This is a genomic window from Variovorax sp. EL159, from assembly GCF_900100965.1.
GTDB lineage: Bacteria > Pseudomonadota > Gammaproteobacteria > Burkholderiales > Burkholderiaceae_C > Variovorax.
The window spans coordinates 534,996-556,432 of record NZ_FMUJ01000005.1; the positions used below are offsets into that span (position 1 = coordinate 534,996).

Here is a 21,437-nt window from a genome sequence, read left to right on the forward strand (position 1 = left end):
GGCAACGCCACATATGACCCAACCTGCCGATGCCCGGCCCAGCGCATTCCGTCCCCATGAACCAGACCGAGCCGACCGGCTTCCTTTCGCCGCGCTGTTGGCGCTGACGTTGACCAGCTTCGTCGCGACGGCCAACGAGACGGTGCCCGCGGGGCTTCTGCCGCAGATCGCGCACGGCCTCGGCGTGTCGCAGGGGTGGGCGGGGCAGTTCACTACGCTCTGTGCGCTGGGCGCGGGGCTTGCCGCGATTCCGTTCACGGCGCTCACGCGCGGATGGGCCAGGCGCAGGGTGCTGTTGTTTGCGCTGGGAGGGTTCTGCGTCTGCAATGCCGTCACGGCGCTCTCGTCCAACTTCGCATTGACGCTCGTCGTGCGCTTCGTCGTCGGGCTGGCCACCGGCCTTGCCTGGAGCGAGCTGGCGACCTACGCGCGGCGGCTCGTGCCGGCACCGTTGCAGGGACGCGCGCTTGCAGTGGTCATGATCGGCGTACCGCTGGCCTTGTCGCTGGGTGTGCCATTGGCCGCCTGGCTCGGTCGCATCGTCGGTTGGCGCTGGATATTCGGCGGCATGTCGGGGGCCGCGCTGATGCTGATGGCCTGGGTCCTGGCGGCGGTCCCCGATTTTCCAGGGCAGGCCACCAGGCAGCGCGCGAACCCTCGTCAGGTCTTGATGACGCCCGGCGTACGGCCCGTGCTGCTGGTCGTCATGCTCTGGATTCTTGCGCACTACCTGCTGTACACCTACATCGCGCCCTTTCTCGCTTCCGTCGGGTTGGCCGAGCAACTCGACATGGTGCTGTTGGTTTTCGGCCTCTGCACCATGGCCGGGCTGTGGGCCATCGGCTGGTTGGTCGACCGATATCCGCGCGCACTGCTGCTTGTTTCCCTGGGTGTGTTTGCGGCGGTTGGCGCGGTCTTCGGCTTCTGCCGCTCGTCAGCCACGGCGATGCTCGTCGGCGTCGTGCTGTGGGGGTTCAGCTTCAGCGGCGCGCCGACGTTGCTGCAAACCGCATTGGCCGACACAGCGGGGAAAGACGCAGACGTTGCGCAATCGATGCTGGTCACGGTCTTCAATCTGTCGTTCGCAAGCAGTGGGCTGCTTGGCGGCGTGCTGCTGGAGACGGTGGGCAGCTCTGTGTTCCCGTGGGTGCTGGCCGCGCTGGCATGCATTGGATGGCTCATCGCGTGGCATTGCCGAGGCCATGGGTTTCCGCCCGGTCACCGTCGGGCTGCGAGGGATTGACTGGGCCCTTCCATCATTGACTGCAGAGAACAGGGGCGCAGTCGTGGATGGAAGCTACGGCGCCGTCCGGGCCGGTTCCCGGCGGCGATCGACAGCGACGGGAAGCACCGCATCCACAAGCCGCTTCAGGTGCGCGGCGGTGACCGGCTCCCGCAGATGGAGGACGCGCAGATAGACGGCGCCGACAAGGCTTTCGATGATGTCCTGCGGGTTCTTGCCGGCGGGCCATTCCCCTCGCAGGCTGGCGCGGTCGAACACCTCGCGCACCGAGGCGAAGCGCTTGGCCCACTGTTGCCGCACCTCTTGCGTCATTTCGCTCTCGCGCGGCAGCGCCATCGCGAATTGCGTGGCGGCCCAGCCGATCGGACTGCTGAGCTGCCGCACGGCACCCGACAGCAGGTTGACCAGGTCCTCGCGCAGGCTCCCGCGATCCGGAATGGGGATGTCCTGCGCGAACAGCGCGAATGTGGCCTCGAGGATCAGGCCGTCGCGTGATTTCCAGCGGCGGTAGATCGAGGTCTCGTGCACGCCCGAACGCGCGGCGACCGCAGCGACGGAAAAGCCGTCGTAACCGTGCTCCTTGAGCTCGTCCATCGTGGCCCCGAGCACCGCGGCCTGCACGCGTGCGCTGCGGCCACCGGTTCGGCGGCGTGGCTCCGGCACGTCTTCTTCTGGCTGTTTCTTCATGGTTGCCGATGGTAGTGAAAAGAACATCGCCTGTTAATGCAAGTCAACTTGCTTTAGTAGGGCAAACCACTAATGCAAGTTGACTTGCGTTAAATATGATCCGCAGACCATCACGCAAGGAGCAGTCATGCAAATCGATTGGGATGTCGAGATCCCCATGGACGACGGGTCGGTCGTTCGCGCGGACGTCTTTCGGCCGGCAGGCGAAGGGCGTCACCCCGTGCTCATGTCCTACGGGCCGTATGCCAAAGGGCTTCCGTTCCAGGACGGTTATCCAGTCCAGTGGCACTCGCTGGTCGCGGCGCACCCGGAAATCCTGAAAGGAAGTTCCGGCCGCTATGCGAACTGGGAAACGGCGGACCCCGAACGCTGGGTGCCGCTGGGCTACATCTGCATCCGCGTGGATTCACGCGGTGCCGGCCGTTCACCCGGCGTGATCGACCCCTTCTCTCCACGCGAGGCAAAAGACTTTCACGATTGCATCGAGTGGGCGGCCAGCCAGCCCTGGAGCAACGGAAAGATCGGCCTGGCCGGCGTGTCGTACTACGCCGCCACGCAGTGGATGGTGGCGGCCACGCGGCCTGCGCATCTCGCAGCCATCTGTCCTTTCGAAGGCTTCTCGGACTACTACCGGGATGCCTGCAGGCACGGCGGCATCCTCAGCACCTTCATGAAGGTCTGGTACCCGCAACAGGTGGAAAACGTGCAGCACGGCCTGGGCACGCGGGGCCGCATCAACCCCAACACGGGCGTGCCGATCTCCGGCCCCGCGGAGCTCGGCGACGAAGAGATGCGCGCCAATCGCGTCGACATCTCGGCTTTGCACCTGCGCTCGGAACGCATCACGGACAGCTACTACGACGGGCGCCGCGCGGACCTGGCCGCGATCGAAGTGCCGGTGCTCTCTTGCGGCAATTGGGGCGGCCACGGCCTGCACCTGCGCGGCAACGTCGAAGGCTACCTGGGCGCGGGCTCGGCGCAGAAGTGGCTCGAGCTGCATGGCCTGGAGCACTGGACCGAGTTCTATACGGACTACGGCGTTGCGCTGCAGAAGCGCTTCTTCGACCACTTCCTCAAGGGCGAGGACAACGGCTGGGACCGCGAGCCTCCGCTGAAGCTCCAGATACGGCATGCCGACAAGTTCGTCGAGCGCGCCGAGCACGAATGGCCCCTGGCCCGCACCGAGTGGACGCGCCTGTACCTGGATGCCGGTCAGCAGGCCTTGCAACCCGCGCCCGCATCCACGGCATCGCATGCCGCGTTCGACGGGATGAAGGGCACGGTGAGCTTCAGCACCGCGCCCTTCGAGCACGATGTGGAAATGACCGGCCCGCTGGCTGCGACGCTGCACATCGCCTCGACGGCCAGCGATGCGGACCTGTTCGTGACCGTGCGCGCATTCGCCCCCGATGGCAAGGAGCATCTGGTCGTGGGCGCGGTGGACCCGCGTGCGCCATTGGCGCAAGGCTGGCTGCGCGCGTCGCATCGCAAGCTCGACCCGCAGGCATCCAGGCCCTACCGGCCGGTGCATGCGCACGACACCATCGAGCCGCTGACGCCTGGCAGCGTGTATGAAGTACAGGTCGAAATCTGGCCGCTCTGCTTCGTCTTTCCGAAGGGCTACCGGCTGGTGCTGACGGTGGGAAGCTCGGACTTCGAGCACGACCTGCCCGGCCCGCATCCGCAGATCTACGGCAAGGAAATGCGTGGCTGTTCCGTGCTGCTGCACGACCACGAGGGCGACCGCACGGCCGAACGGTTCGCGGGGCAGACGACGCTGTACACGGGCGGCCCGTACGCGTCGTCGCTGCTGCTGCCCGTCATCCCGGCCGCGCGCTGAACGGCGGCCGAGAGCTGCGAAGGCCTGCCCGGCCTATCCGCAAGACGCGCGAACGATCTTGCCGGTGTTCGGGTCGGTTTCGATCGTCACGCGCTCGCGCCGGTAGTCCATCGTCACGCCTTGTCCGGGCTGGATCTGGCGCACGATGGACGCACCGGTCGCCTGCCGCGCGTCGGCATCGGCGATGCGGTTCTTGCCCGTCAGGGCCGCGGCGGCGTCTTGCCGGCAGAGGGAGGGCGCGCCGGCATCGGGTGCCGGCTGCTGCGTGCCGCAGCCGGCGATCAACACAACGGCCAGTGCCACCGCGCTGCCCGGCATCAGTTGGGGGTTGAAGTTCAAGGCAAGTCCTTTCCTGGAAATACGAAGCGTCCTGTGGGTGAGGGTGGCGAACCAGCGCCCGACTTGATTGAACCATGGTGCCGGGGCTTCAACTGAATCCCCCGGCACTCGCTGGCAGGTCGTCAGCGCGTCGCGCGCGACCAAGCTTCGTACAGGTCTTCACCCTCATCGCGCGCGGGCAGCCATCGTACGGGCATCTCGCGCTGCTCGATCGGCCGCGCGATCTCCAGGTAGCCGCGCTCGGCTGAGAGGTCATGCGGCTCGCCATCTTCGTTGGAGTAGGCGTAGTAGACCTCCTTCACGCCGGCCAGGTACATGGCCGTGAGGCACATGGGGCACGGGTAGCCGCTGGCATACACCACGCTGCCCGACAGGTCGGTGCCGCCCTGCGTCCTGGCGGCGATGCGCACGGCCTGCATCTCGGCGTGGGCCGTGGGGTCGCACAGGGCATCGACCTCGTTGACCGCATTGGCCAGCACCTTGCCGTCGCGCACCAGCACGGCGCCGAAGGGCCAGGTCTTGCGCTCGCGCACGTTCCGCATGGCCAGGCGGATGGCATCGACCATGTATTTTTCTGCGTTGGGATCGGGGTGAGTCGTCATCGGTCGGAACTCCTGCGGCGATCAGCTGCCGCGGTACGTTGAAAAAAACCAGGGCGCGCACAGCATCGGCACGTGGTAGTGCTGCGCGGCATCGAAGATGGAAAAGCGCACGGGCACCACGTCCGAGAGCCCGTCGGCCGCCCTGAAGTGGTCGCCGACGTGAAAGCGCAGCTCGAAGTGGCCGGTGCGCGCGTCCTTGCCCGCCAGCATGGGCGCATCGGTGCGGCCGTCGGCGTTGGTGCGGGTGCTGTTCAGGCGCGTCGGCGGCTGGGTCGCCACGTCATAAAGCTCCACCTGCAGGCCCGCCAGGGGCCGTCCGGTGGTGATGTTGAGCACGTGCGTCGAGATACCGGTCATGTCGTTTCCTTTCGGGAGTGCGATTGGATCGAGTGGGCAGAAAGAACGAATGCGTGTTCAGCTGCCGCGCGAATAGGTGTAGCTCCACGGGCCGAACTGGATCGGCAGGTGGATGCGCTCGGCGACGTTGACGACGCGGATGCGCACCGGCAGCTTGGTGAGGAACGGCGGCGTGGGCAGCCTGGCCTGCTTGCCGGCGAAGTAGTCGTCCACGTGCAGCAGCAGTTCGTAGTCGCCTGCCTGGTAGCTCTCGTCGATCAGCAGCGGATCGTCGGAGCGGCCGTTGGCGTTCACGACCACGCTGCGCAGCAGCTTGTAGCGATCGCCTTCCAGCCGGGAGAAATCGATGCGCAAGCCGGTGGCGGCCGCGCCGTGGAAGGTGTCCAGCGCATGCACCGTCAGGCGCGGGCTCACGCCGTGCAGCACGATGGGGCCGCTGGCCTGGGCCGGGCCGGCCGGCGCTGCATTCGGCTGCTGCGCCAGTGCGCCTCGCGGTGCCAGCGCCGCCGCGCCCAGGGCCAGCCCCGAGAGCGCGAATTGCCTTCGCGCAGGGCGGGGTACGACTTGATTCGCCATGGTTGTCTCCTGTCGTTGAATGCCCTTGTGCGGGCGAGTGAACGCCGGGCCTGGCGCACGGGTGCGCCGGCCGGCAGGAACGGGAACGTGTCGTCGGGAAGAGGCGTGGGAGGGCGGCGAAGGCCTCAGCCGTCCAGCAGGGCGTCGATGCGCCCGCGGGTGATGAACCCGATCTGGTCGAGCGCGGCACGCTGCTCTGCTTCCGTGCTCGCCGCGGCGCGCGCGCGCAGCGCCTCGAAGATCTGCTGCCTGGTGTTGCGGCGCACGGCGATGATGAAAGGGAAGCCGTGGCGCGCGCGGTAGGCGCGGTTCAGGTACTGCATCTCGGCCAGCTCGTCGCGGCTGAGCGCGTCGAGCCCGGCGCTGCGCTGCTCGCCAACGGATTCGGCGGTCATCGTGCCGTCCTGCGCTTCGCGGCCGGCCAGCTCCGGGTGGCTGCAAAGAAAGGCGAGGCGGCGCTCCTGCGGCGCTTCGCGAACCACGTCGAGCATGGCGGCGTGCAGTGCACCGACGTCGGCGAAGGGCCGGCGTGCCCAGGCGGCCTGCGCGACCCAGGGGGAGTTCTCGAAGGTCGGGCCGACGGCGGCGACGAAGGCGTCGCGGTCCATGTCATTGAGCGCGGCCAGGTTCAGGCGGGTGGCGGTGAGGGTCATCGGTGGGTTCTCTGCGATGGTGTCGACGGCAGTTGCTGCGCATTCAGTGCGCGGGAGCAGCGGCGGTGGCCGGCTGCTTGCGGTACGAGGGCACGCAGGCCAGGATCAGCACGGTGGCGCAGATCTCGATGCCCGCCACCACGTACAGGCCCGACGAGAGGCTGCCGGTGGAGGTCTTGATGAGGCCCAGCATCCAGGGCGCGCCGAAGCCGGCCAGGTTGGCGATGGAGTTGATCAGCGCCACGCCGCCGGCGGCCGCGGTGCCGGCCAGGAAGCGGTTGGGCATTTGCCAGAACACCGGGATGGCGCTCATGGTGCCGACGATGGACAGCGTCAGGCCCACCAGCACCGCCAGCGCGCTGTGCCCCAGGAAGAGCGCGACGGCCAGCAGCGACACCGCCCCCAGCGCGGCGGCCAGGCCGCAGTGCCAGCGCGACTCCTGGTGCTTGTCGGAGTGAAAGCCGTTCCAGATCATGCCGGCGGCGCCACACAGGTAGGCCACCGCCATGATCCAGCCCACCGTCACCGGACTGGTGAAGCCCACTTCCTTGACCAGCGTGGGGCCGTAGAACGTCAGCGAAGAGTTGGCGGCGATGACGCAGAAGAAGATCAGGATCAGCAGCCAGATGCGTCCGCTCCTGAGCGAGGCCAGCATGCTGTGCTCGCGCTGCCCCAGTGCGCGGCCATCGCGCTCCAGGTCTTCATGCACCAGCTGGCGCTCGCGTGCCGTGAGCCAGTGGGCCTGCCCGGGCCGGTCGGTGAGATAGAAGTACGTGACGAAGCCGGCGATCACCGAGGGAATGCCCTCGAGCAGCAGCACCCACTGCCAGCCCGACCAGCCGTTCAGCCCGTGCATGCGGGTCATGATGGTGCCGGCCAGCGGCCCGCCGATCACCCCCGCGAAGGCCGAGGCCGACATGAACATGCCGAAGGCCTTGGCGCGCCGGTCGTTCGGGAACCAGTAGGTCAGGTACAGGATGATGCCGGGGTAGAAGCCGGCCTCGAACACGCCCAGCAGGAAGCGCAGGAAATAGAACATCTCCGGCGTCTTCACGAACATCGTGGCGATCGAGGTCAGGCCCCAGCCGATCGTGATGCGCATGATGGTCTTCTTGGCCCCGATGCGCTGCAGCAGCAGGTTGCTGGGCACCTCGAAGAAAAAGTAGCCCAGAAAGAAGATGCCCGCGCCCAGGCCGTACATCGCCTCGCTCCACTTGAGCTCGTCCAGCATCGTCAGCTTGATGAACCCGATGTTGACCCGGTCGAGCCAGGCCAGCACCCACAGCAGCATCAGGAAGGGGATGAGCCGCCAGATGATCTTGCGGTAGACCCCGTCCAGCTCGGACGGGGTGGCGGAAGGCCGGACGGATGCGGCCGCTGCGGTGGTTGTCATGCTTGTCTCCGAGGTCCTTGGTGTTAGGCGTTGCGGCCCGGTCCGGCAAAGGGAACGCCGCCTGCGAGCGCACTGTAGGCACAATGGTCCGGGCACGCGCATGGCGTGCGGAATGTGCGGCATAACCCAGCGCGATAGGTCGTGCCACCCCATGGCGCGCCATCCGGTCGAACCCCTAGACACATGACGAGAAGCCAGGACCTTGTCGACATCCACCTGCTGCGCGTGCTGGCGGCGCTGGTGGCCGAGCGCAGCGTTTCGCGCGCCGCGGTGCGCATGAACCAGACCCAGCCCGCCATCAGCGCGGCCCTGCGGCGCCTGCGCGACGCCTTCGGCGACCCGATCCTGGTGCGCGAGCGCGGCGGCATGGTGCCCACCGCCCGCGCGCTGCAGCTGCGCGAGAGCGCACGCGAGGTGCTGGGCGAAATCGATCGCATGCTCGCCGGGCCCGAGCGCTTCGAGTCCGGTGCCAGCACCGCGACCTTCACCATCGCCACGCCCGACTACCTGGCCGCCAGCTTCATGGCCGAGCTGGTGGGGCGCTTTCGCACCGAGGCACCGCAGGCGCGCCTGCTGATCCATCCGCTGACGCCCGGCTACGACTACGAGCGTGCGCTGGCGCAGGGCGAGCTCGACATCGTGATCGGCAACTGGCCGCTGCCGCCCGAGCGCATGCACCTGTCGCTGCTGATCGAAGACGAACTGGTCTGCATGATGAGCCCGCACAACCCGCTGGCCGCGCCGGGCGCGATGACGCTGCCGCGCTACCTGGCGGCCGCCCACGTGGTGCCCACGCCCTTTGCCAAGTCGCATCGCACGGTGGTCGACAGCCACCTGGCCGGGCTGCGGCAAACCCGCGACGCGCGCGTGTTCGTGCCTTACTACGCCATGGCGCCCTACCTGGTGGCCGAAAGCGACCTCGTCTTCACCACCGCCCGCCACTTCGCCGAGCAGTTCACGCGCGGCCTGCCGGTGGTGAGCGTGACTGCCCCCGAAGGGTTTCCGCGCATGCGCTTCTACCAGCTGTGGCACGAGCGCTCGCAGCACCAGGGCGCCCACCGCTGGCTGCGCGGCCTGCTCTCGACGGTGGGCGGCCACCTGGCGCAGGCGGCCCCAGGGGCATCGGGCGAGTGACGGCCCCCAGGGGCTGATACCGTACCCCGCCACAGCGTTCAATCCAGGAGCCTTGCATGAAACCCCAGCCCATCGAATACGCCAACGCCTCCGACGAAGTCCGCGCCGTCTTCGACGACATCAAGACATCGCGCAACGTGCCCGACGTCAACAACTTCTGGAAGTACCTCGCCAACGACCCCGCCACGCTCAAGCGCACCTGGAGCAGCCTGAAAGAGGTGATGACGCCGGGCGCGCTCGATCCGGTCGTGAAGGAAATGGTCTACCTTGCCGTGAGCGTCACCAACAACTGCGGCTACTGCATCGCGAGCCACCACGCCGGCGCGGAAAAAGCCGGCATGACGCCCGCGATGTTCGCCGAGCTGATGGGCGTGGTCGGCATGGCCAACGAGACCAACCGGCTCGTGAACGGCTACCGCGTGCCGATCGATCCGGCGTTCGACAAGTAGCAGGGCGCTCGACGAATAGCGCGGCGTTCAGCCGATGGTCATGAGGCTCGCGTTGCCGCCGGCCGCCGCCGTGTTGATGCTGAGCGCGCGTTCGACCACCAGGCTTTCGAGTGGGATGCCGGCATCGCCGGTGGCAAAGGCGCGCACCCCCACGATGGGCCCCGGCCGCGACGCGATGCGTTGCATCACGCCTGAAAGCCCGTCGGCATCGCCGTGGTACAGGGCCGCATCGAAGGCCACGGTGGGCGCGGCCCAGTCGCTCGCAATGGCCACGCACTGCTGCACATCGGCCGGCAGCGACGCACGCAGGCTCTGCGCCTCGGCATCCGCGGGCCAGATCGCCGAGCTGCCCACCGACAGTACCGCCGCCAGTTGCACCAGCCGGTCGGCCTCGGCCTCGGTGCCGGCCAGGCACAGCACCGCGTCGCGCGGCAGCAGCGTGTAGACGTTGCGCTCGCCCGTCGGCCCGGTCAGCGTGCGTGAGCAGCCGGCGCGCGCCACGGCGGCGAAGTGCTCGCACTGCGCGGCCAGCGCCTGCCGGCCGGTGTCCTTGGCCCATCGGCCCAGCAACGGCAGCGCGGCACCATGGCCGGTGTCGCCCGCGTGCTTCATGGCGCGCACCAGCGCATCGTCGGGCCGCTGCGACAGCATGCGCACCATGTACAGCGGTCCGCCCGCCTTCGGGCCTGTGCCCGACAGGCCTTCGCCGCCAAAGGGCTGCACGCCGACCACCGCACCGACGATGTTGCGGTTCACGTAGATGTTCCCCGCCTTCGCGTGGTCCACGATCTGCGCGATCGTTTCGTCGATGCGGGTGTGCACGCCCAGCGTCAGCCCGTAGCCGGTGCCGTTGATCTGGCTCACCAGCGCGGGCAGGTCGCGGCGGCGGTAGCGCACCAGGTGCAGCACCGGGCCGAACACCTCGCGCTGCAGCTCCGCGATGCTGTCGAGCTCGATCAGCGTGGGCATCACGAAGGTGCCATGGCGCGTGTCGTGGCCGTGCTCGCGGCCCTGGCGATAGACCTTGCGGCCGCGTTCGCGCAGCGTCGCGATGTGGCGCTCGATGCCGTCGCGCGCTTCGGCGTCGATCACCGGGCCCACGTCCACGGCCAGCCGCGCGGGGTTGCCGATGCAGCTCTCGGCCATGGCGCCCTTGAGCATCTCGATCAGGCGGTCGGCGGCTTCTTCCTGCACGCACAGCACGCGCAAGGCCGAGCAGCGCTGGCCGGCGCTGTCGAAGGCCGAAGCCATCACGTCGATGACCACCTGCTCCACCAGCGCCGACGAGTCGACGATCATCGCGTTCTGCCCGCCCGTCTCCGCGATGAGCGGCACCGGCGCGCCATGCGCACCGAGGCGCTGCGAAAGCGTCTTTTGCAGGATGCGCGCCACCTCCGTCGAGCCCGTGAACATCACGCCCTGCACGCGCGCATCCGCGACCAGCGCGGCGCCCACGGTCTCGCCGCGGCCGGGCAGCAACTGCACGGCGGCACGGGGCACGCCGGCCTCCCACAGCATGCGGATCGCTTCGGCCGCAACCAGTGGCGTCTGCTCGGCCGGCTTGGCCAGCACCGGGTTGCCTGCCGCGAGCGCGGCCGCCACCTGGCCGGTGAAGATCGCGAGCGGAAAATTCCACGGACTGATGCAGACCATCGGGCCCAGCGCCCGGTGCGTGTCGTTCGAGAAATCGCTGCGGGCCTGCGCCGCGTAGTAACGCAGGAAGTCGACCGCCTCGCGCACTTCGGCGATGGCGTTGGCGCTGGTCTTTCCGGCCTCGCGTGCCAGCAGGCCGATCAGGCGCGGCATGCGGGTTTCGAGCAGGTCGGCCGCGCGTTCCAGCAGGGCGGCGCGCGCGGCGGGCGGCGTGGCGGCCCATGCCGCGGCCGCGCCATCGGCCTGTGCGATGGCCGATTCGACATCGGCCATCGTCGCTTCCTGCACGCGCCCGACGACATCGCGATGGTCCGCGGGGTTCAGCACATCGGCCTCGGTGCGGGCCGCTTCGGCGCCCGGCGTGGGCGCGGCGAGCATCGGCATGGCGCGCCAATCTTCACGCGCGCTCGATTGCAGCGCCTCGCCGAGCGCGCGCAGGCTGTCGTCGTTCGCCAGGTCGAGCCCTTGCGAGTTGGCGCGCGGCGCGCCATAGAGCGCCGCCGGCAGCGGGATCGACGGATGCGGCAGCCCCAGCGTGCCTTCGCGCGCCGCCATGTGCTCGACCGTGGCCACCGGGTCTTCGACCAGCGCATCGAGCGAGATCGTCGGGTCCGCGATGCGGTTGACGAACGAGGTGTTGGCGCCGTTTTCCAGCAGGCGCCGCACGAGGTAGGCGAGCAGCGTCTCGTGCGTGCCCACCGGCGCATAGATGCGGCAGGGCCGACCGAGCGGGCCCACCACCTGTTCATAAAGCGGCTCGCCCATGCCGTGCAGGCACTGGAACTCGTACTGCCCCGGCACGTAGCGCGACGGGCCGGCCATTGTGTAGATGGCGGCCAGCGTGTGGGCGTTGTGCGTGGCGAACTGCGGGTACACCTGTTCGGGCGCATCGAGCAGCCGGCGCGCGCAGGCAAGGTACGACACGTCGGTGTAGGCCTTGCGCGTGTACACCGGGTAGCCCGCGAGCCCATCGATCTGCGCGCGCTTGATCTCGCTGTCCCAGTAGGCGCCTTTCACCAGCCGCACCATCAGCCGGTGCCGGCTGCGGCGCGCCAGGTCGATCACGAAGTCGATCACGAAGGGGCAGCGCTTCTGGTAGGCCTGGATCACGAAGCCGATGCCGTTCCAGCCCGCGAGCGCGGGCTCGAAGCACAGGCGCTCCAGCAGGTCGAGCGAGAGTTCGAGCCGGTCGGCTTCTTCCGCGTCGATGTTCAGGCCGATGTTGTAGGCCTGCGCCAGCAGCGCAAGCTCGCACAGCACCGGGTACAGCTCGGCCATCACGCGTGCGTGCTGCGCGCGGCTGTAGCGTGGGTGCAGCGCCGACAGCTTGATCGAGATGCCCGGCCCCTCGTACACGCCGCGCCCGTTCGACGCCCGGCCGATCGCATGGATCGCCTCTTCGTACGCGACGCGGTAGCGCTTCGCATCCTCGGTGGTCAGCGCCGCTTCGCCGAGCATGTCGTAGGAATAGCGAAAGCCCTGCGCTTCCAGCTCGCGCGCGTTGCCCAGCGCCTGCGCGATCGTCTCGCCGGTGACGAACTGCTCGCCCATCATCCGCATCGCCATGTCCACGCCCTTGCGGATCAGCGGTTCGCCGCCTTTGCCGATCAGCCGCGTGAGGATGGTCGACAGGCCCGTTTCGCTGTGCGTGGCGACCAGCTTGCCGGTCAGCAGCAGGCCCCAGGTTGCCGCGTTGACGAACACCGAGGGGCTGCGGCCCGCATGCGATTGCCACTGGCCGTGCGCGATCTTGTCGCGGATCAGCGCGTTGCGCGTCTCGGCATCGGGAATGCGCAGCAGCGCTTCGGCCAGGCACATCAGCGCGACGCCTTCCTGCGACGACAGCGCGTACTCCTGCAGCAGCCCCTGCACGAGGCCGGCGCGGCCGCTGGCGTTCTTGCGCGCGCGCAGTTGGTGGGCGATTCGGTGGGCCAGGGCGTGGGCTTCCTGTGCAAGGCCGTCCGGCAAGCGTGCCTGTGCCAGCAAGGGTGGCAGGGCTTCCGGTTCGGCGCGCCGGCTGGCTGCCGTGATCTGCTCGCGCAACGCGGAAGGCCGCTCTGGCAGGCCATCGGCAAAGGCGGGGGATGAAAAGGAGGGCGGGGCGGAAGGGCTGGGAGCGGGCATATCGAATCCGGTCTGGTGACAAGTTGGATGATCTCTCCGCGCAAGGCGAATGTCTGTTCGAAGAATGGCTTGCTCGCCGAGCAAATCACTAGGCGATCAGACGCCTTCCCGTCCAGGCTATCAAGGGCCGGAGCGAGAATCCATGTCCCGCCCCAGGGCGAGCAATGCAAGGGAGTCGACCGATGCACGGATGGTCTTGTCTCGTGGCCGGATGCCTGGTGCTGGCAAGCCTGCACGCGGGTGCGCAAAGTACGCAGGGCGTGCAGGGCGCCACGCAAGGTGCCGACTGCACCGCGTCCGCGTCTTCGGCTTGCTACCTGTCGTTCCAGCCGCCGCAGTCTGGCGGGGCGCTGCACTACTACGCGTCGCTGTCGCCCGATGTCGCCACGCCCGCGGGCCCGACCCGCGCGCTCATTGCGATGCATGGCCACCCCCGCGATGCCAACAAGACCTTCGATGCCGCCTTGCAGGCGGTGCGCGGTGCCGGCGCATTGGCCGACACGCTGGTCGTCGCACCCGTCTTCCAGGTCGCGCAAGACAAGGCCGGCAAGTGCAGCACGCCGGGCGTGCCGGCAGCCGAAGCGGGCGACCTGCTGTGGACCTGCGGTTCGTGGCTCGAAGGCGGCCGTGCCGGCAATGGCAACGGCATCACATCGTTCGCAGCCATGGACGCGCTGGTGACCGAGCTCACGCAGCGTTGGCCCAGCCTGCGCACCGTCACCATCGCCGGCTTCTCGGCCGGCGCGCAGATGGTGCAGCACTACATCGGCTTCGCGCAGGAGCGGCAGGCGGGTTCGGTGGCCGTGCGCTATGTGGTCGCCGACCCCGGCACGTGGCTCTACTTCGATCCCGTGCGGCCGCAGCCGATGCGCGATGGCGTGGCTGTCGCATGGGCGGCTTGCGGCAGCGGGGCGGACACCCTGCGCAACTGCACGCTGACCTTTTCGGTGGCGGCCGACGGCGCCTGCCCTGCACTGAACCGCTGGAAGTACGGCACCGACGCCTTGCCCGCCAGCCTCGGCCGCAATGCCGCGCAGGCGCGCCAGCGCTATGCCGCCGCCGACGTCAGCTACCTCGAAGGCGCGCTCGACAGCAGCGATGCCAAAGGCACCTACTACGGCATCCTCGACAAATCCTGCGCGGCTGCTGCGCAGGGCCCGTACCGCATGCAGCGCGGCCTGGCCTACGCGCAGTACGACAGGGCGCTGCTCGCACCCGACAAGCGCCGCGAGGTCGTCGTGGTGCCTGGCTGCGCACATGACGTGGCGTGCGTCTTTCCTTCAGTGGCCGCGCGCGGCGTGCTGCTCGGCCCTTCGCGTTGATACGTACGCCATTCGGCACCTGACGGGCACTTGACGTGTCATCCGTCATATTGGATATTTCATCCAATATGACAGAAGCAACAAAAGAACCCCTCGGCCTGAACGACCGCATCGCCCAGCGCGTGCGCGACCTTCGCGCGGCGCGCGAGCTGTCGCTCGATGCGCTGGCCACGCACTGCGGCGTCAGCCGTTCGATGATCTCGCTGATCGAACGCGGCGAAAGCAGCCCGACCGCCGTGGTGCTCGAAAAGCTCGCCACCGGCCTGGGCGTTCCGTTGGCTTCGCTGTTCGAAGAGCCCGTGGCCACGCCCGGCCCCGTGTCGCGGCTGGCCGACCAGTTGCTGTGGCGCGATCCGCACTCGGGCTATGTGCGCAGGAACGTGTCGCCGGGCAGCGCGGCCTCGCCGATCCAGATCGTCGAAGTGCAGTTTCCACCGAAGGCCCGCGTGGCCTACGAGACCGGCGCGCGAGAGCCCAAGGTGCACCAGCAGGTGTGGGTGCTCGAGGGCCGCATCGAAGTCACGGTGGGCGACGACCGCCATCTGCTCGATGCCGGTGACTGCCTCGCACTCACGCTCGACCGCCCCATGAGCTATCACAACCCCACCCGCAAGACCGCGCGCTACGCGGTCGTGATCACCAGTTCGACCGCTTCCTCATGGAGATGAATATGACCACCGACACACCCACCCATACCCCGCACATTCGTGCGCTGCCCACCGTGACCGACGCGCAGGTGCATGCGCTGGCCCACGTGCTCATCGATTGCGTCGCGGGCGGCGCGTCGGTGAGCTTCATGCAGCCGCTGTCGTTCGAGCGCGCCTGTGCCTTCTGGCGAGGCGTGGCCGATGGCGTGGCGCGCGGCGAGCGCGTGCTGCTCGTGGCCGAAGACGACGAGGGCATCGTCGGCACGGTGCAACTCGTGCTCGCCCAGCCCGAGAACCAGCCGCACCGCGGCGAGGTGGCGAAGATGCTCGTGCATCGCCGGGCACGCCGCCAGGGCCTCGGCGCGCTGCTGATGCAGGCGGCCGAGAAAGAGGCGCACGCGCATCGCAAGACGCTGCTGGTGCTCGACACGTCGAGCGCCGAGGCCGCGCGGCTCTATGCCCGCGTCGGCTGGCAGCGGGTGGGCGGGATTCCCGGCTATGCGCTGCTGCCCGAAGGCGGCCTGTGCGGCACCACCTATTTCTATCGCGAACTCGGTGCCGGGGCTCAGGCATTGGGTGCGGTCGCTGCGCCGTGACCGAACTCGATCGGCTGCTGCTGGAGGCGGATGCAACGCCCCTCGTCGGATGGGATCTGTCGTGCAGCGGACGCATCGCGACCACGGCCACGCCGTGGAACTTCGAGGCCGAGGTCGATCGCCATGCGCGCCGGTCGCCCGACATGCTGGACATGGGCACTGGCGGCGGCGAGTGGTTGAGCCGGCTTGCGTTCCGGCCGCCGCGCACCGTGGCCACCGAAGGATGGGCGCCGAATGTCGGCATCGCGCGCGAGCGGCTGGCGCCTCTGGGCGTGGAGGTGGTCGAGGTTGAAGGTGCCGATGACAATGCGGCGCAGGTGCAGGGCGAAGAAGATCAAGCGCGGCTGCCGTTCGCGGATGCATCGTTCCATCTGGTCGTCAATCGGCACGAGTCTTTCGTTGCGAGCGATGTGCATCGCATCCTTGCCACTGGCGGGCGCTTCGTCACGCAGCAGGTCGCGTCGGACTTCAATGCGGATTGCTATGCGTTGCTGGATCTGCCCATGCCCGGTTCTCTGCGATGGCAACTGGACACTGCCGTCGATCAGATCACGCGCTCGGGCCTGAGCGTCACGCATGGCGAAGAGGGCGCCGAGGTGCTTTCCTTCGACGACGTCGGTGCGTTCGCCTGGTACCTGAAGCACGTGCCTTATGTGTGCCCTGAGTTCACCATCGACGGATGCCGCGTCGCGCTCGAGCGCTTGCACCTGCGCATTCAGGGCCACGGTCCGCTGACGATGCGGCAGAAACTGTTCTGGTTGGACGCGGTCAAACCCGCGGCGGCTTGAGTCGCAAAGATTTTTGTATCGCAGCTTGTCCGGCACCCCGCCAGATACGGTGCGCGACGAATCAGGGCGTGGTTCGAAACACATCCAGGCGCGGGTCGCGATGGAATGCTTGCTTCATCCACTCGAAACGAAGCCCGTCATGACCATGCCCTCGCTCCATCGTCCAGGCCGCGCGTTCGCCGCTGTCGTGTTGTCTGTTGCAGCCGCTGCGCAGGCCCAGCCTTCTCCCGCAGCCGATCCGCGCGGCCGCTGGATCACTGCGAACGGCAACCTCGAAGTCGAGATCGCGCCTTGCGGCGCCGCGCTGTGCGGCACGGTCGTCAAGGTGCTCGGCAACCGCTCGATGGCTCCTGGCGGCGGCGACATGCAGCCCGCCGACGCCCGGCCGGCACTGGGCATGACATTGCTGCAGGATTTCAAGCCGGTCGATGCCGCCGACGCTTCGCGCCCACCCACCGAATGGGCCGGCCAGATCTACAACCGCGAGAACGGCAAGACCTACAGCTGCAACATGACGGTGAGCACCGCCACCCATGCCGGCGGCGAGCTATTGCTGCGCGCGTATGTCGGCCTGCCGCTCTTCGGCAAGACGCAGCACTGGCTGCGCGTTGCAGAGAACTGACCGAGCGGGGAGGGCGCCGGCAGCCCCTCGGGTTCTCCTGCTAACGCGCCCCGAACTGCGCGTTCTCGAACAGGTCCTTGAACTCGCGCGGCTGCGAGCGCCAGTACTGGTGCGGCGCCTTCACCTGCGCACCCAGCTCGGCCGCCGCATGCCACGGCCAGCGCGGGTCGTACAGGATCGCGCGGGCCAGCGACACCGCATCGGCCTGCCCCTCGGCAATGATGGCTTCGGCATGGCGGGGCTCGGTGATGAGCCCGACGGCGATGGTCGGCAGGCCGACCTCGGCCTTGATGCGCTGCGCGAACGGCACTTGGTAGCCGGCGCCGAGCGTGATGGCCTGCTGCGGCGAGACGCCGCCGCTCGACACATGGATGGCCGCGCAGCCGCGTGCCTTGAGCGCCTGCGAAAACGCGACCGTGCCGTCGAGGTCCCAGCCGCCGGGCACCCAGTCGCTGGCCGAGACGCGCACCCACACCGGGCGTTCGGCCGGGAAGGCCGCGCGCACCGCGTCGAACACTTCGAGCGGAAAGCGCATGCGGTTTTCCAGGCTGCCGCCGTATTCGTCGTTGCGATGGTTCGCGATGGGCGACAGGAACTGGTGCAGCAGGTAGCCGTGCGCCGCATGGATCTCGATGCCGTCGATGCCCAGCCGCGCGGCGCGCCGCGCCGCCGCCACGAAGGCATCGCGCACGCGGGCAAGGCCTGCGGCATCGAGCGCGATGGGCGCGTCTTCGGTGGGCGAGTGCGGCACGGCCGAGGGTGCGTAGGCCTTCCATCCGCCGGGTTCGTCGGGGCGGATCTGCTTGCCGCCTTCCCACGGTGCGCGGCTCGATGCCTTGCGCCCCGCGTGACCCAGTTGCATGGCGATCGCGATGGGCGAGTGGGCGCGCGTGGCCTTCAGCACCCGTGCCAGGCCTTCCTCGTTCGCGTCGGAATACAGCCCGAGGTCGCCGGGCGAGATGCGCCCTTCGGCCTCCACTGCCGTCGCCTCGAGGATCAGCAACCCCGCGCCCGAGAGCGCGAGGTGGCCCAGGTGAATGAGATGCCAGTCGCCCGGCGTGCCCTCCGTGGCGGAGTACTGGCACATCGGCGCGATGACGATGCGGTTGTCGGTCTGAAGGTTGCCGAGCCGCAAGGGCTCGAAGAGATGGCTACGACTGCTCATGATGATGTGGCTCCACAGGTGCGGTAATTCTGGGGCGTGTCCGCGATGCGGGGTGCGGGCGCCGCAGAAGCCTTGCGGCTCATGGCGGTATGGATCAGCAGCGCGCCGACCACCATCGCCATGCCGACAATCTCGTTCCCCGTGGGCAGCTTGCCCATGGCCACGCTCATCAGCAACGCCGACACCGGCACGAAGTTCAGGAAGGCCGTGCCCGTGACGGCACCGAGCGTGCGCACGCCGTAGTTGAAGGCCAGCACCGCAATCGCCGAAGACACCAGCCCCACGTAAAGCAGTGCCTGCCACGAGAGGCGCAGGCCCTCCATGCTCGGCGCATGCGACCAGCCCAGCAGCGTGGCGACGGCGGCGGTGGCCAGCAGCAGCGGCCACGAGGCCAGCACCGTGAGCGCGGTGTACTCGATCACGTCGAGTTCCGGAAAGCGCGCCGCGCCGCGCGTGTACCAGACCCAGCCCAATGTGCCGGTGAAGGCCACCGCATCGCCGAAGAGCGTCGACTCGGCGGCCGGCCCGGTGCTGAACAGCAGCCCCGACACGATGGCCACGCCCAGCAGTGCCAGCGCGGTGGTCAGCAGCGTCGAGCGCGCGGGCCGCACGCCGTCGAGCGCCCAGCGCAGCAGCTGCGTGGTCATGGGCGTGGTCGCCATGATCACCGCGCCGTGCGAGGGCACCGAATGCGCGAGCCCGAGCAGCAGCATTACGCTGAAGATGCCGAAGCCCGCGTACCCGCGCAGCGCCAGCGCGCCCGCGTTCAGCCGCAGCTTGCGCCAGGGCGCGGCGCCGCGCGGAAGAATGAGCAGCACGAACAGCAATGCCGACATGCTGTAGCGGATGAGCGTGAACCACACCGGCGCAACGTGGTGAAGCACGCCCTTGCTGACCAGGAACATGCCGCCCCACCCGGAGGTGGCGAGCAGCAGCGCGGCGATGCCGAGCAGGCGTTGACGAGAAGACATGGTGAGCCTTTGGCAATGAATGAATGATTCGATGGCCCCAAGGATCGGGTTTCGCGGCGCCGATTGCCATTCGCTTCTTTGGACGGGGGGCTCCAAAAAAGCGAAGGGCTGAAAGCGGCCGGAGCGCTCACAATTTGCCCCATGGAGCTCTACCAACTGAAGACCTTTGTTGCCATCGCGAAGGAAGGCAGCCTGACCCGCGCCGCCGAGCGCGTGTTCACCAGCGCGCCGGCCGTCAGCGCGCAGCTCAAGGCACTCGAAGACGAGCTGGGCGTGAAGCTGTTCGAGCGCACGCCCAAGGGCATGTCGCCCACCGAGGCCGGCCACAGCCTGCTGGAAGAGGCCGAGCGCACGCTGGCTTCGGCGTCGCGCATGCGCTCGGCGGCCGACCAGTTGCGCGGTGCGGCGCAGGGCGTGGTGCGCTTCGGTACGGTGGTTGATCCGGTGGCGCTGCGGCTGGGCGATGTGCTGGTGAAACTGGCGGAGCGCCATCCGCAGGTCACGCTGCAACTGAAGCAGGGGCTGTCGTACGAAACGCTGTCGGCCGTGCAGCGCGGCGAACTCGATTGCGCCTACGTGCTGAGCGATGGCGAGCAGATCGAAGGCCTGGAGCTGTATCGCCTGGGCGCGGTCGACCTGGTCGTGACCTTGCCGCTGCCGGTGGCACAGGCGCACCCCGACCTGTCGCTCGACCAGCTCACGGCCCTGCCGTGGGTGGGCACGCCGCCCTCGTGCATCCTGCGCGTGCATCTCGAAAAGCTGTTCGCGGGCGCGGGCCGCGAGTACCGGCAGGGCCGCACCGCCGACGGCGAGAGCGCCATCCGCAGCATGGTCGCCAGCGGCATGGGCGCGGGCCTGATGCGGCTGGACCAGGCCGAGCAGGGCGAGCGCAACGGCGAGCTGGCGATCTGGAAGGGCTGGCGTTCGCACACCTGGCTGTGCTGGGTGGCACCGGCCGGTGGCAAGCGCGCCGTGGCGGTCGATGCCGTGCGCGGCGCGGTGCTGGAGACCTGGGCCTGACGAGGCCGGTCCACGCCCTCGCGAGCTTGCCAAGGCGTGGTTTCCGCGGAGCGAATTCGATGACCCCGCCTTCTTGCGGATGGGCTTCGCGTCGTTCTTAAACGCTTCTTCTTAACGGGCTGGCCGAACGGCTTATTGCCCGTGCCGCGAGCCACCGCTACCTTTGAATCGCGCCCCATCCGGGGCGCGATTCGCATGGAAAACGGACAACCACATGGCTCATTCAATCTCCGCGTTCCGGTCGTTCCACGGCCGGCGCTGGCAACAACTCCTGGCGTCCGCGGCACTGCTCGCGGCCGCCACCTTCGCGTCGGCGGCCGAGCCCGCCAAGGACCATCCGCTGGTCGGGCGCTATGAAGGCTCGACGATGGACGCCTTCCAGGTCAAGAACTACGACGAGGTCGGCCTGCTGCGCGAACCGATCCAGACCTGGGGTGACCCGAAGCCCAAGCCCAACCTGCTGCGGGTCGCGGGCAAGGTCTCGCTCTACTACTACCACCTGCCCGAGGGCCGCTCGCTGCTCGAAGTGCAGCGCAACTACGAAGCGGGCCTGAAGGCCAAGGGCTTCCAGGTCATGTTCTCGTGCGGCACCAAGGACGGCAGCTGCTACAGGAAGGACCCGGACAGGAGTGAGCCCAACACCGACGTCTCGGAACTGGCCACCGTCATCGACACGCCCGAGTGGCCGCTGATCGGCTACGGGCGCACCTACGTGAGCACCTATTTCGAAAGCGACGGCCGTTACCTGCTGGCCCAGAACGACACGCCCAACGGCAAGGTCTACGCCAGCATCGCGTTCGCCGAAGGCAGCTTTCGCGGCAGCTTCGCGCTGGTGCGCGTCGTCGAGACCAAGGCGATGGAAACCGACAAGATCGTCTTCGTCGATGCGTCGGCCATGCAGAAGAGCCTGCAGGAAACCGGCCGCATCAGCCTCTACGGCATTCACTTCGATCTGGACAAGGACAGCATCAAGCCCGACTCGCAACCCACGCTCGACGAGATCGCCAAGCTGATGCGCAACAACCCGCAGTTGCGCGTGCAGGTGGTGGGCCACACCGACGCGCAGGGCGAGGAGCCGCACAACGCCGACCTGTCGCGCCGGCGCAGCGTGTCGGTCATCGCGGCGCTGGCCAAGACGGGGCTCGATGCGCGCCGCTTCACCTCGCGCGGCGCGGGCTCGAAGGAGCCGGTCGCGCCCAACACCAGCGAGGACGGCCGCGCGAAGAATCGCCGCGTGGAATTGCTGCGTCTGTAAG

General features: G+C 68.4%; 21 protein-coding genes. 11 read left to right on the plus strand and 10 right to left on the minus strand.

Features of this window, described 5'->3' with window-relative positions; translation table 11 throughout:
• Nucleotides 1-13: 13 nt before the first annotated feature.
• A complete protein-coding gene (locus BLQ28_RS23440; protein WP_093245130.1) occupies nt 14-1,243 on the plus strand; it encodes an MFS transporter in 1,230 nt (409 codons plus the stop codon).
• Nucleotides 1,244-1,297: 54 nt separating this feature from the next.
• Here BLQ28_RS23440 and BLQ28_RS23445 read toward each other — a convergent pair whose 3' ends face one another.
• Entirely contained in the window at nt 1,298-1,930 is a 633-nt protein-coding gene (locus BLQ28_RS23445; RefSeq protein WP_093245132.1) for a TetR/AcrR family transcriptional regulator, read from the minus strand.
• A 127-nt stretch (nt 1,931-2,057) separates the two neighbouring features.
• Here BLQ28_RS23445 and BLQ28_RS23450 point away from each other — a divergent pair, with 127 nt between their 5' ends.
• The gene (locus BLQ28_RS23450) at nt 2,058-3,770 is read left to right on the plus strand and encodes a CocE/NonD family hydrolase (protein ID WP_093245135.1); all 1,713 of its coding nucleotides are present in this window, start codon (nt 2,058-2,060) and stop codon (nt 3,768-3,770) included.
• A gap of 33 nt (nt 3,771-3,803) precedes the next feature.
• Here BLQ28_RS23450 and BLQ28_RS23455 read toward each other — a convergent pair whose 3' ends face one another.
• The 6 genes from BLQ28_RS23455 to BLQ28_RS23480 all read right to left on the minus strand — a co-directional run bounded on the left by BLQ28_RS23455 (nt 3,804) and on the right by BLQ28_RS23480 (nt 7,690).
• Nucleotides 3,804-4,109 carry an I78 family peptidase inhibitor gene (locus BLQ28_RS23455; RefSeq protein WP_218121955.1) on the minus strand — a complete coding sequence of 102 codons (306 nt, stop codon included), beginning with the start codon at nt 4,107-4,109 and terminating at the stop codon, nt 3,804-3,806.
• Nucleotides 4,110-4,231: 122 nt separating this feature from the next.
• Nucleotides 4,232-4,711 (minus strand): nucleoside deaminase, encoded by a 480-nt coding sequence (locus tag BLQ28_RS23460; RefSeq protein ID WP_093245137.1) that lies wholly within the window; start codon nt 4,709-4,711, stop codon nt 4,232-4,234.
• A 21-nt stretch (nt 4,712-4,732) separates the two neighbouring features.
• Nucleotides 4,733-5,068, minus strand: coding sequence for a hydroxyisourate hydrolase (gene uraH, locus BLQ28_RS23465; RefSeq protein WP_093245139.1), 336 nt, complete (start codon nt 5,066-5,068; stop codon nt 4,733-4,735).
• Between the two features lie 57 nt (nt 5,069-5,125).
• Entirely contained in the window at nt 5,126-5,644 is a 519-nt protein-coding gene (locus tag BLQ28_RS23470; RefSeq protein ID WP_093245142.1) for a hydroxyisourate hydrolase, read from the minus strand.
• A gap of 125 nt (nt 5,645-5,769) precedes the next feature.
• On the minus strand, nt 5,770-6,297 hold the full coding sequence (gene uraD, locus BLQ28_RS23475) for a 2-oxo-4-hydroxy-4-carboxy-5-ureidoimidazoline decarboxylase (RefSeq protein WP_093245145.1): 528 nt from the start codon (nt 6,295-6,297) through the stop codon (nt 5,770-5,772).
• Between the two features lie 43 nt (nt 6,298-6,340).
• Nucleotides 6,341-7,690 (minus strand): MFS transporter, encoded by a 1,350-nt coding sequence (locus tag BLQ28_RS23480; RefSeq protein WP_093245148.1) that lies wholly within the window; start codon nt 7,688-7,690, stop codon nt 6,341-6,343.
• Nucleotides 7,691-7,873: 183 nt separating this feature from the next.
• Here BLQ28_RS23480 and BLQ28_RS23485 point away from each other — a divergent pair, with 183 nt between their 5' ends.
• Together BLQ28_RS23485 and BLQ28_RS23490 are read left to right on the plus strand one after the other, a co-directional pair.
• Nucleotides 7,874-8,824, plus strand: coding sequence for a LysR substrate-binding domain-containing protein (locus BLQ28_RS23485; RefSeq protein WP_093245151.1), 951 nt, complete (start codon nt 7,874-7,876; stop codon nt 8,822-8,824).
• 56 nt (nt 8,825-8,880) lie between these two features.
• The gene (locus BLQ28_RS23490) at nt 8,881-9,273 is read left to right on the plus strand and encodes a carboxymuconolactone decarboxylase family protein (RefSeq protein WP_093245153.1); all 393 of its coding nucleotides are present in this window, start codon (nt 8,881-8,883) and stop codon (nt 9,271-9,273) included.
• 27 nt (nt 9,274-9,300) lie between these two features.
• Here the strand turns inward: BLQ28_RS23490 and putA are convergent, their stop codons facing one another.
• Complete coding sequence (gene putA, locus BLQ28_RS23495) at nt 9,301-13,050, minus strand: trifunctional transcriptional regulator/proline dehydrogenase/L-glutamate gamma-semialdehyde dehydrogenase (protein ID WP_093245156.1); 3,750 nt, start codon at nt 13,048-13,050, stop codon at nt 9,301-9,303.
• 182 nt (nt 13,051-13,232) lie between these two features.
• On the opposite strand from putA, the gene BLQ28_RS23500 reads away from it, so the two are divergent.
• The 5 genes from BLQ28_RS23500 (at nt 13,233) to BLQ28_RS23520 (ending at nt 17,025) form a co-directional block, all read left to right on the plus strand.
• Entirely contained in the window at nt 13,233-14,372 is a 1,140-nt protein-coding gene (locus tag BLQ28_RS23500; RefSeq protein WP_093245159.1) for an alpha/beta hydrolase family protein, read from the plus strand.
• Between the two features lie 68 nt (nt 14,373-14,440).
• Entirely contained in the window at nt 14,441-15,040 is a 600-nt protein-coding gene (locus BLQ28_RS23505; protein WP_093245162.1) for a helix-turn-helix domain-containing protein, read from the plus strand.
• 2 nt (nt 15,041-15,042) lie between these two features.
• Entirely contained in the window at nt 15,043-15,615 is a 573-nt protein-coding gene (locus BLQ28_RS23510; RefSeq protein ID WP_093245165.1) for a GNAT family N-acetyltransferase, read from the plus strand.
• Nucleotides 15,612-16,403, plus strand: a complete 792-nt coding sequence (locus BLQ28_RS23515; RefSeq protein ID WP_218121956.1) for a class I SAM-dependent methyltransferase — start codon at nt 15,612-15,614, stop codon at nt 16,401-16,403. The genes BLQ28_RS23510 and BLQ28_RS23515 overlap by 4 nt, the downstream gene beginning before the upstream one ends.
• A 139-nt stretch (nt 16,404-16,542) precedes the next feature.
• Nucleotides 16,543-17,025 (plus strand): DUF2147 domain-containing protein, encoded by a 483-nt coding sequence (locus tag BLQ28_RS23520; RefSeq protein WP_093245551.1) that lies wholly within the window; start codon nt 16,543-16,545, stop codon nt 17,023-17,025.
• Between the two features lie 40 nt (nt 17,026-17,065).
• Here the strand turns inward: BLQ28_RS23520 and BLQ28_RS23525 are convergent, their stop codons facing one another.
• Both BLQ28_RS23525 and BLQ28_RS23530 read right to left on the minus strand, forming a co-directional pair.
• Nucleotides 17,066-18,190 carry an NADH:flavin oxidoreductase/NADH oxidase gene (locus BLQ28_RS23525; RefSeq protein WP_093245168.1) on the minus strand — a complete coding sequence of 375 codons (1,125 nt, stop codon included), beginning with the start codon at nt 18,188-18,190 and terminating at the stop codon, nt 17,066-17,068.
• Nucleotides 18,187-19,161 carry a DMT family transporter gene (locus BLQ28_RS23530; RefSeq protein ID WP_093245171.1) on the minus strand — a complete coding sequence of 325 codons (975 nt, stop codon included), beginning with the start codon at nt 19,159-19,161 and terminating at the stop codon, nt 18,187-18,189. Before BLQ28_RS23530 ends, BLQ28_RS23525 begins: the two co-directional genes overlap by 4 nt.
• Before the next feature lie 141 nt (nt 19,162-19,302).
• On the opposite strand from BLQ28_RS23530, the gene BLQ28_RS23535 reads away from it, so the two are divergent.
• Nucleotides 19,303-20,181, plus strand: coding sequence for a LysR family transcriptional regulator (locus BLQ28_RS23535; RefSeq protein WP_093245173.1), 879 nt, complete (start codon nt 19,303-19,305; stop codon nt 20,179-20,181).
• Between the two features lie 214 nt (nt 20,182-20,395).
• Nucleotides 20,396-21,436 carry an OmpA family protein gene (locus BLQ28_RS23540; RefSeq protein ID WP_093245176.1) on the plus strand — a complete coding sequence of 347 codons (1,041 nt, stop codon included), beginning with the start codon at nt 20,396-20,398 and terminating at the stop codon, nt 21,434-21,436.
• The last annotated feature ends 1 nt before the right edge of the window (nt 21,437 follow it).

Bases quoted from the DNA above. Each gene is read 5' to 3' on its own strand.
- BLQ28_RS23440 (WP_093245130.1), top strand. From the start codon at position 14: ATGACCCAACCTGCCGATGCCCGGCCCAGCGCATTCCGTCCCCATGAA.
- BLQ28_RS23445 (WP_093245132.1), bottom strand. From the start codon at position 1,930: ATGAAGAAACAGCCAGAAGAAGACGTGCCGGAGCCACGCCGCCGAACC.
- BLQ28_RS23450 (WP_093245135.1), top strand. From the start codon at position 2,058: ATGCAAATCGATTGGGATGTCGAGATCCCCATGGACGACGGGTCGGTC.
- BLQ28_RS23460 (WP_093245137.1), bottom strand. From the start codon at position 4,711: ATGACGACTCACCCCGATCCCAACGCAGAAAAATACATGGTCGATGCC.
- uraH (WP_093245139.1), bottom strand. From the start codon at position 5,068: ATGACCGGTATCTCGACGCACGTGCTCAACATCACCACCGGACGGCCC.
- BLQ28_RS23470 (WP_093245142.1), bottom strand. From the start codon at position 5,644: ATGGCGAATCAAGTCGTACCCCGCCCTGCGCGAAGGCAATTCGCGCTC.
- uraD (WP_093245145.1), bottom strand. From the start codon at position 6,297: ATGACCCTCACCGCCACCCGCCTGAACCTGGCCGCGCTCAATGACATG.
- BLQ28_RS23480 (WP_093245148.1), bottom strand. From the start codon at position 7,690: ATGACAACCACCGCAGCGGCCGCATCCGTCCGGCCTTCCGCCACCCCG.
- BLQ28_RS23485 (WP_093245151.1), top strand. From the start codon at position 7,874: ATGACGAGAAGCCAGGACCTTGTCGACATCCACCTGCTGCGCGTGCTG.
- BLQ28_RS23490 (WP_093245153.1), top strand. From the start codon at position 8,881: ATGAAACCCCAGCCCATCGAATACGCCAACGCCTCCGACGAAGTCCGC.
- putA (WP_093245156.1), bottom strand. From the start codon at position 13,050: ATGCCCGCTCCCAGCCCTTCCGCCCCGCCCTCCTTTTCATCCCCCGCC.
- BLQ28_RS23500 (WP_093245159.1), top strand. From the start codon at position 13,233: ATGCACGGATGGTCTTGTCTCGTGGCCGGATGCCTGGTGCTGGCAAGC.
- BLQ28_RS23505 (WP_093245162.1), top strand. From the start codon at position 14,441: ATGACAGAAGCAACAAAAGAACCCCTCGGCCTGAACGACCGCATCGCC.
- BLQ28_RS23510 (WP_093245165.1), top strand. From the start codon at position 15,043: ATGACCACCGACACACCCACCCATACCCCGCACATTCGTGCGCTGCCC.
- BLQ28_RS23520 (WP_093245551.1), top strand. From the start codon at position 16,543: ATGACCATGCCCTCGCTCCATCGTCCAGGCCGCGCGTTCGCCGCTGTC.
- BLQ28_RS23525 (WP_093245168.1), bottom strand. From the start codon at position 18,190: ATGAGCAGTCGTAGCCATCTCTTCGAGCCCTTGCGGCTCGGCAACCTT.
- BLQ28_RS23530 (WP_093245171.1), bottom strand. From the start codon at position 19,161: ATGTCTTCTCGTCAACGCCTGCTCGGCATCGCCGCGCTGCTGCTCGCC.
- BLQ28_RS23535 (WP_093245173.1), top strand. From the start codon at position 19,303: ATGGAGCTCTACCAACTGAAGACCTTTGTTGCCATCGCGAAGGAAGGC.
- BLQ28_RS23540 (WP_093245176.1), top strand. From the start codon at position 20,396: ATGGCTCATTCAATCTCCGCGTTCCGGTCGTTCCACGGCCGGCGCTGG.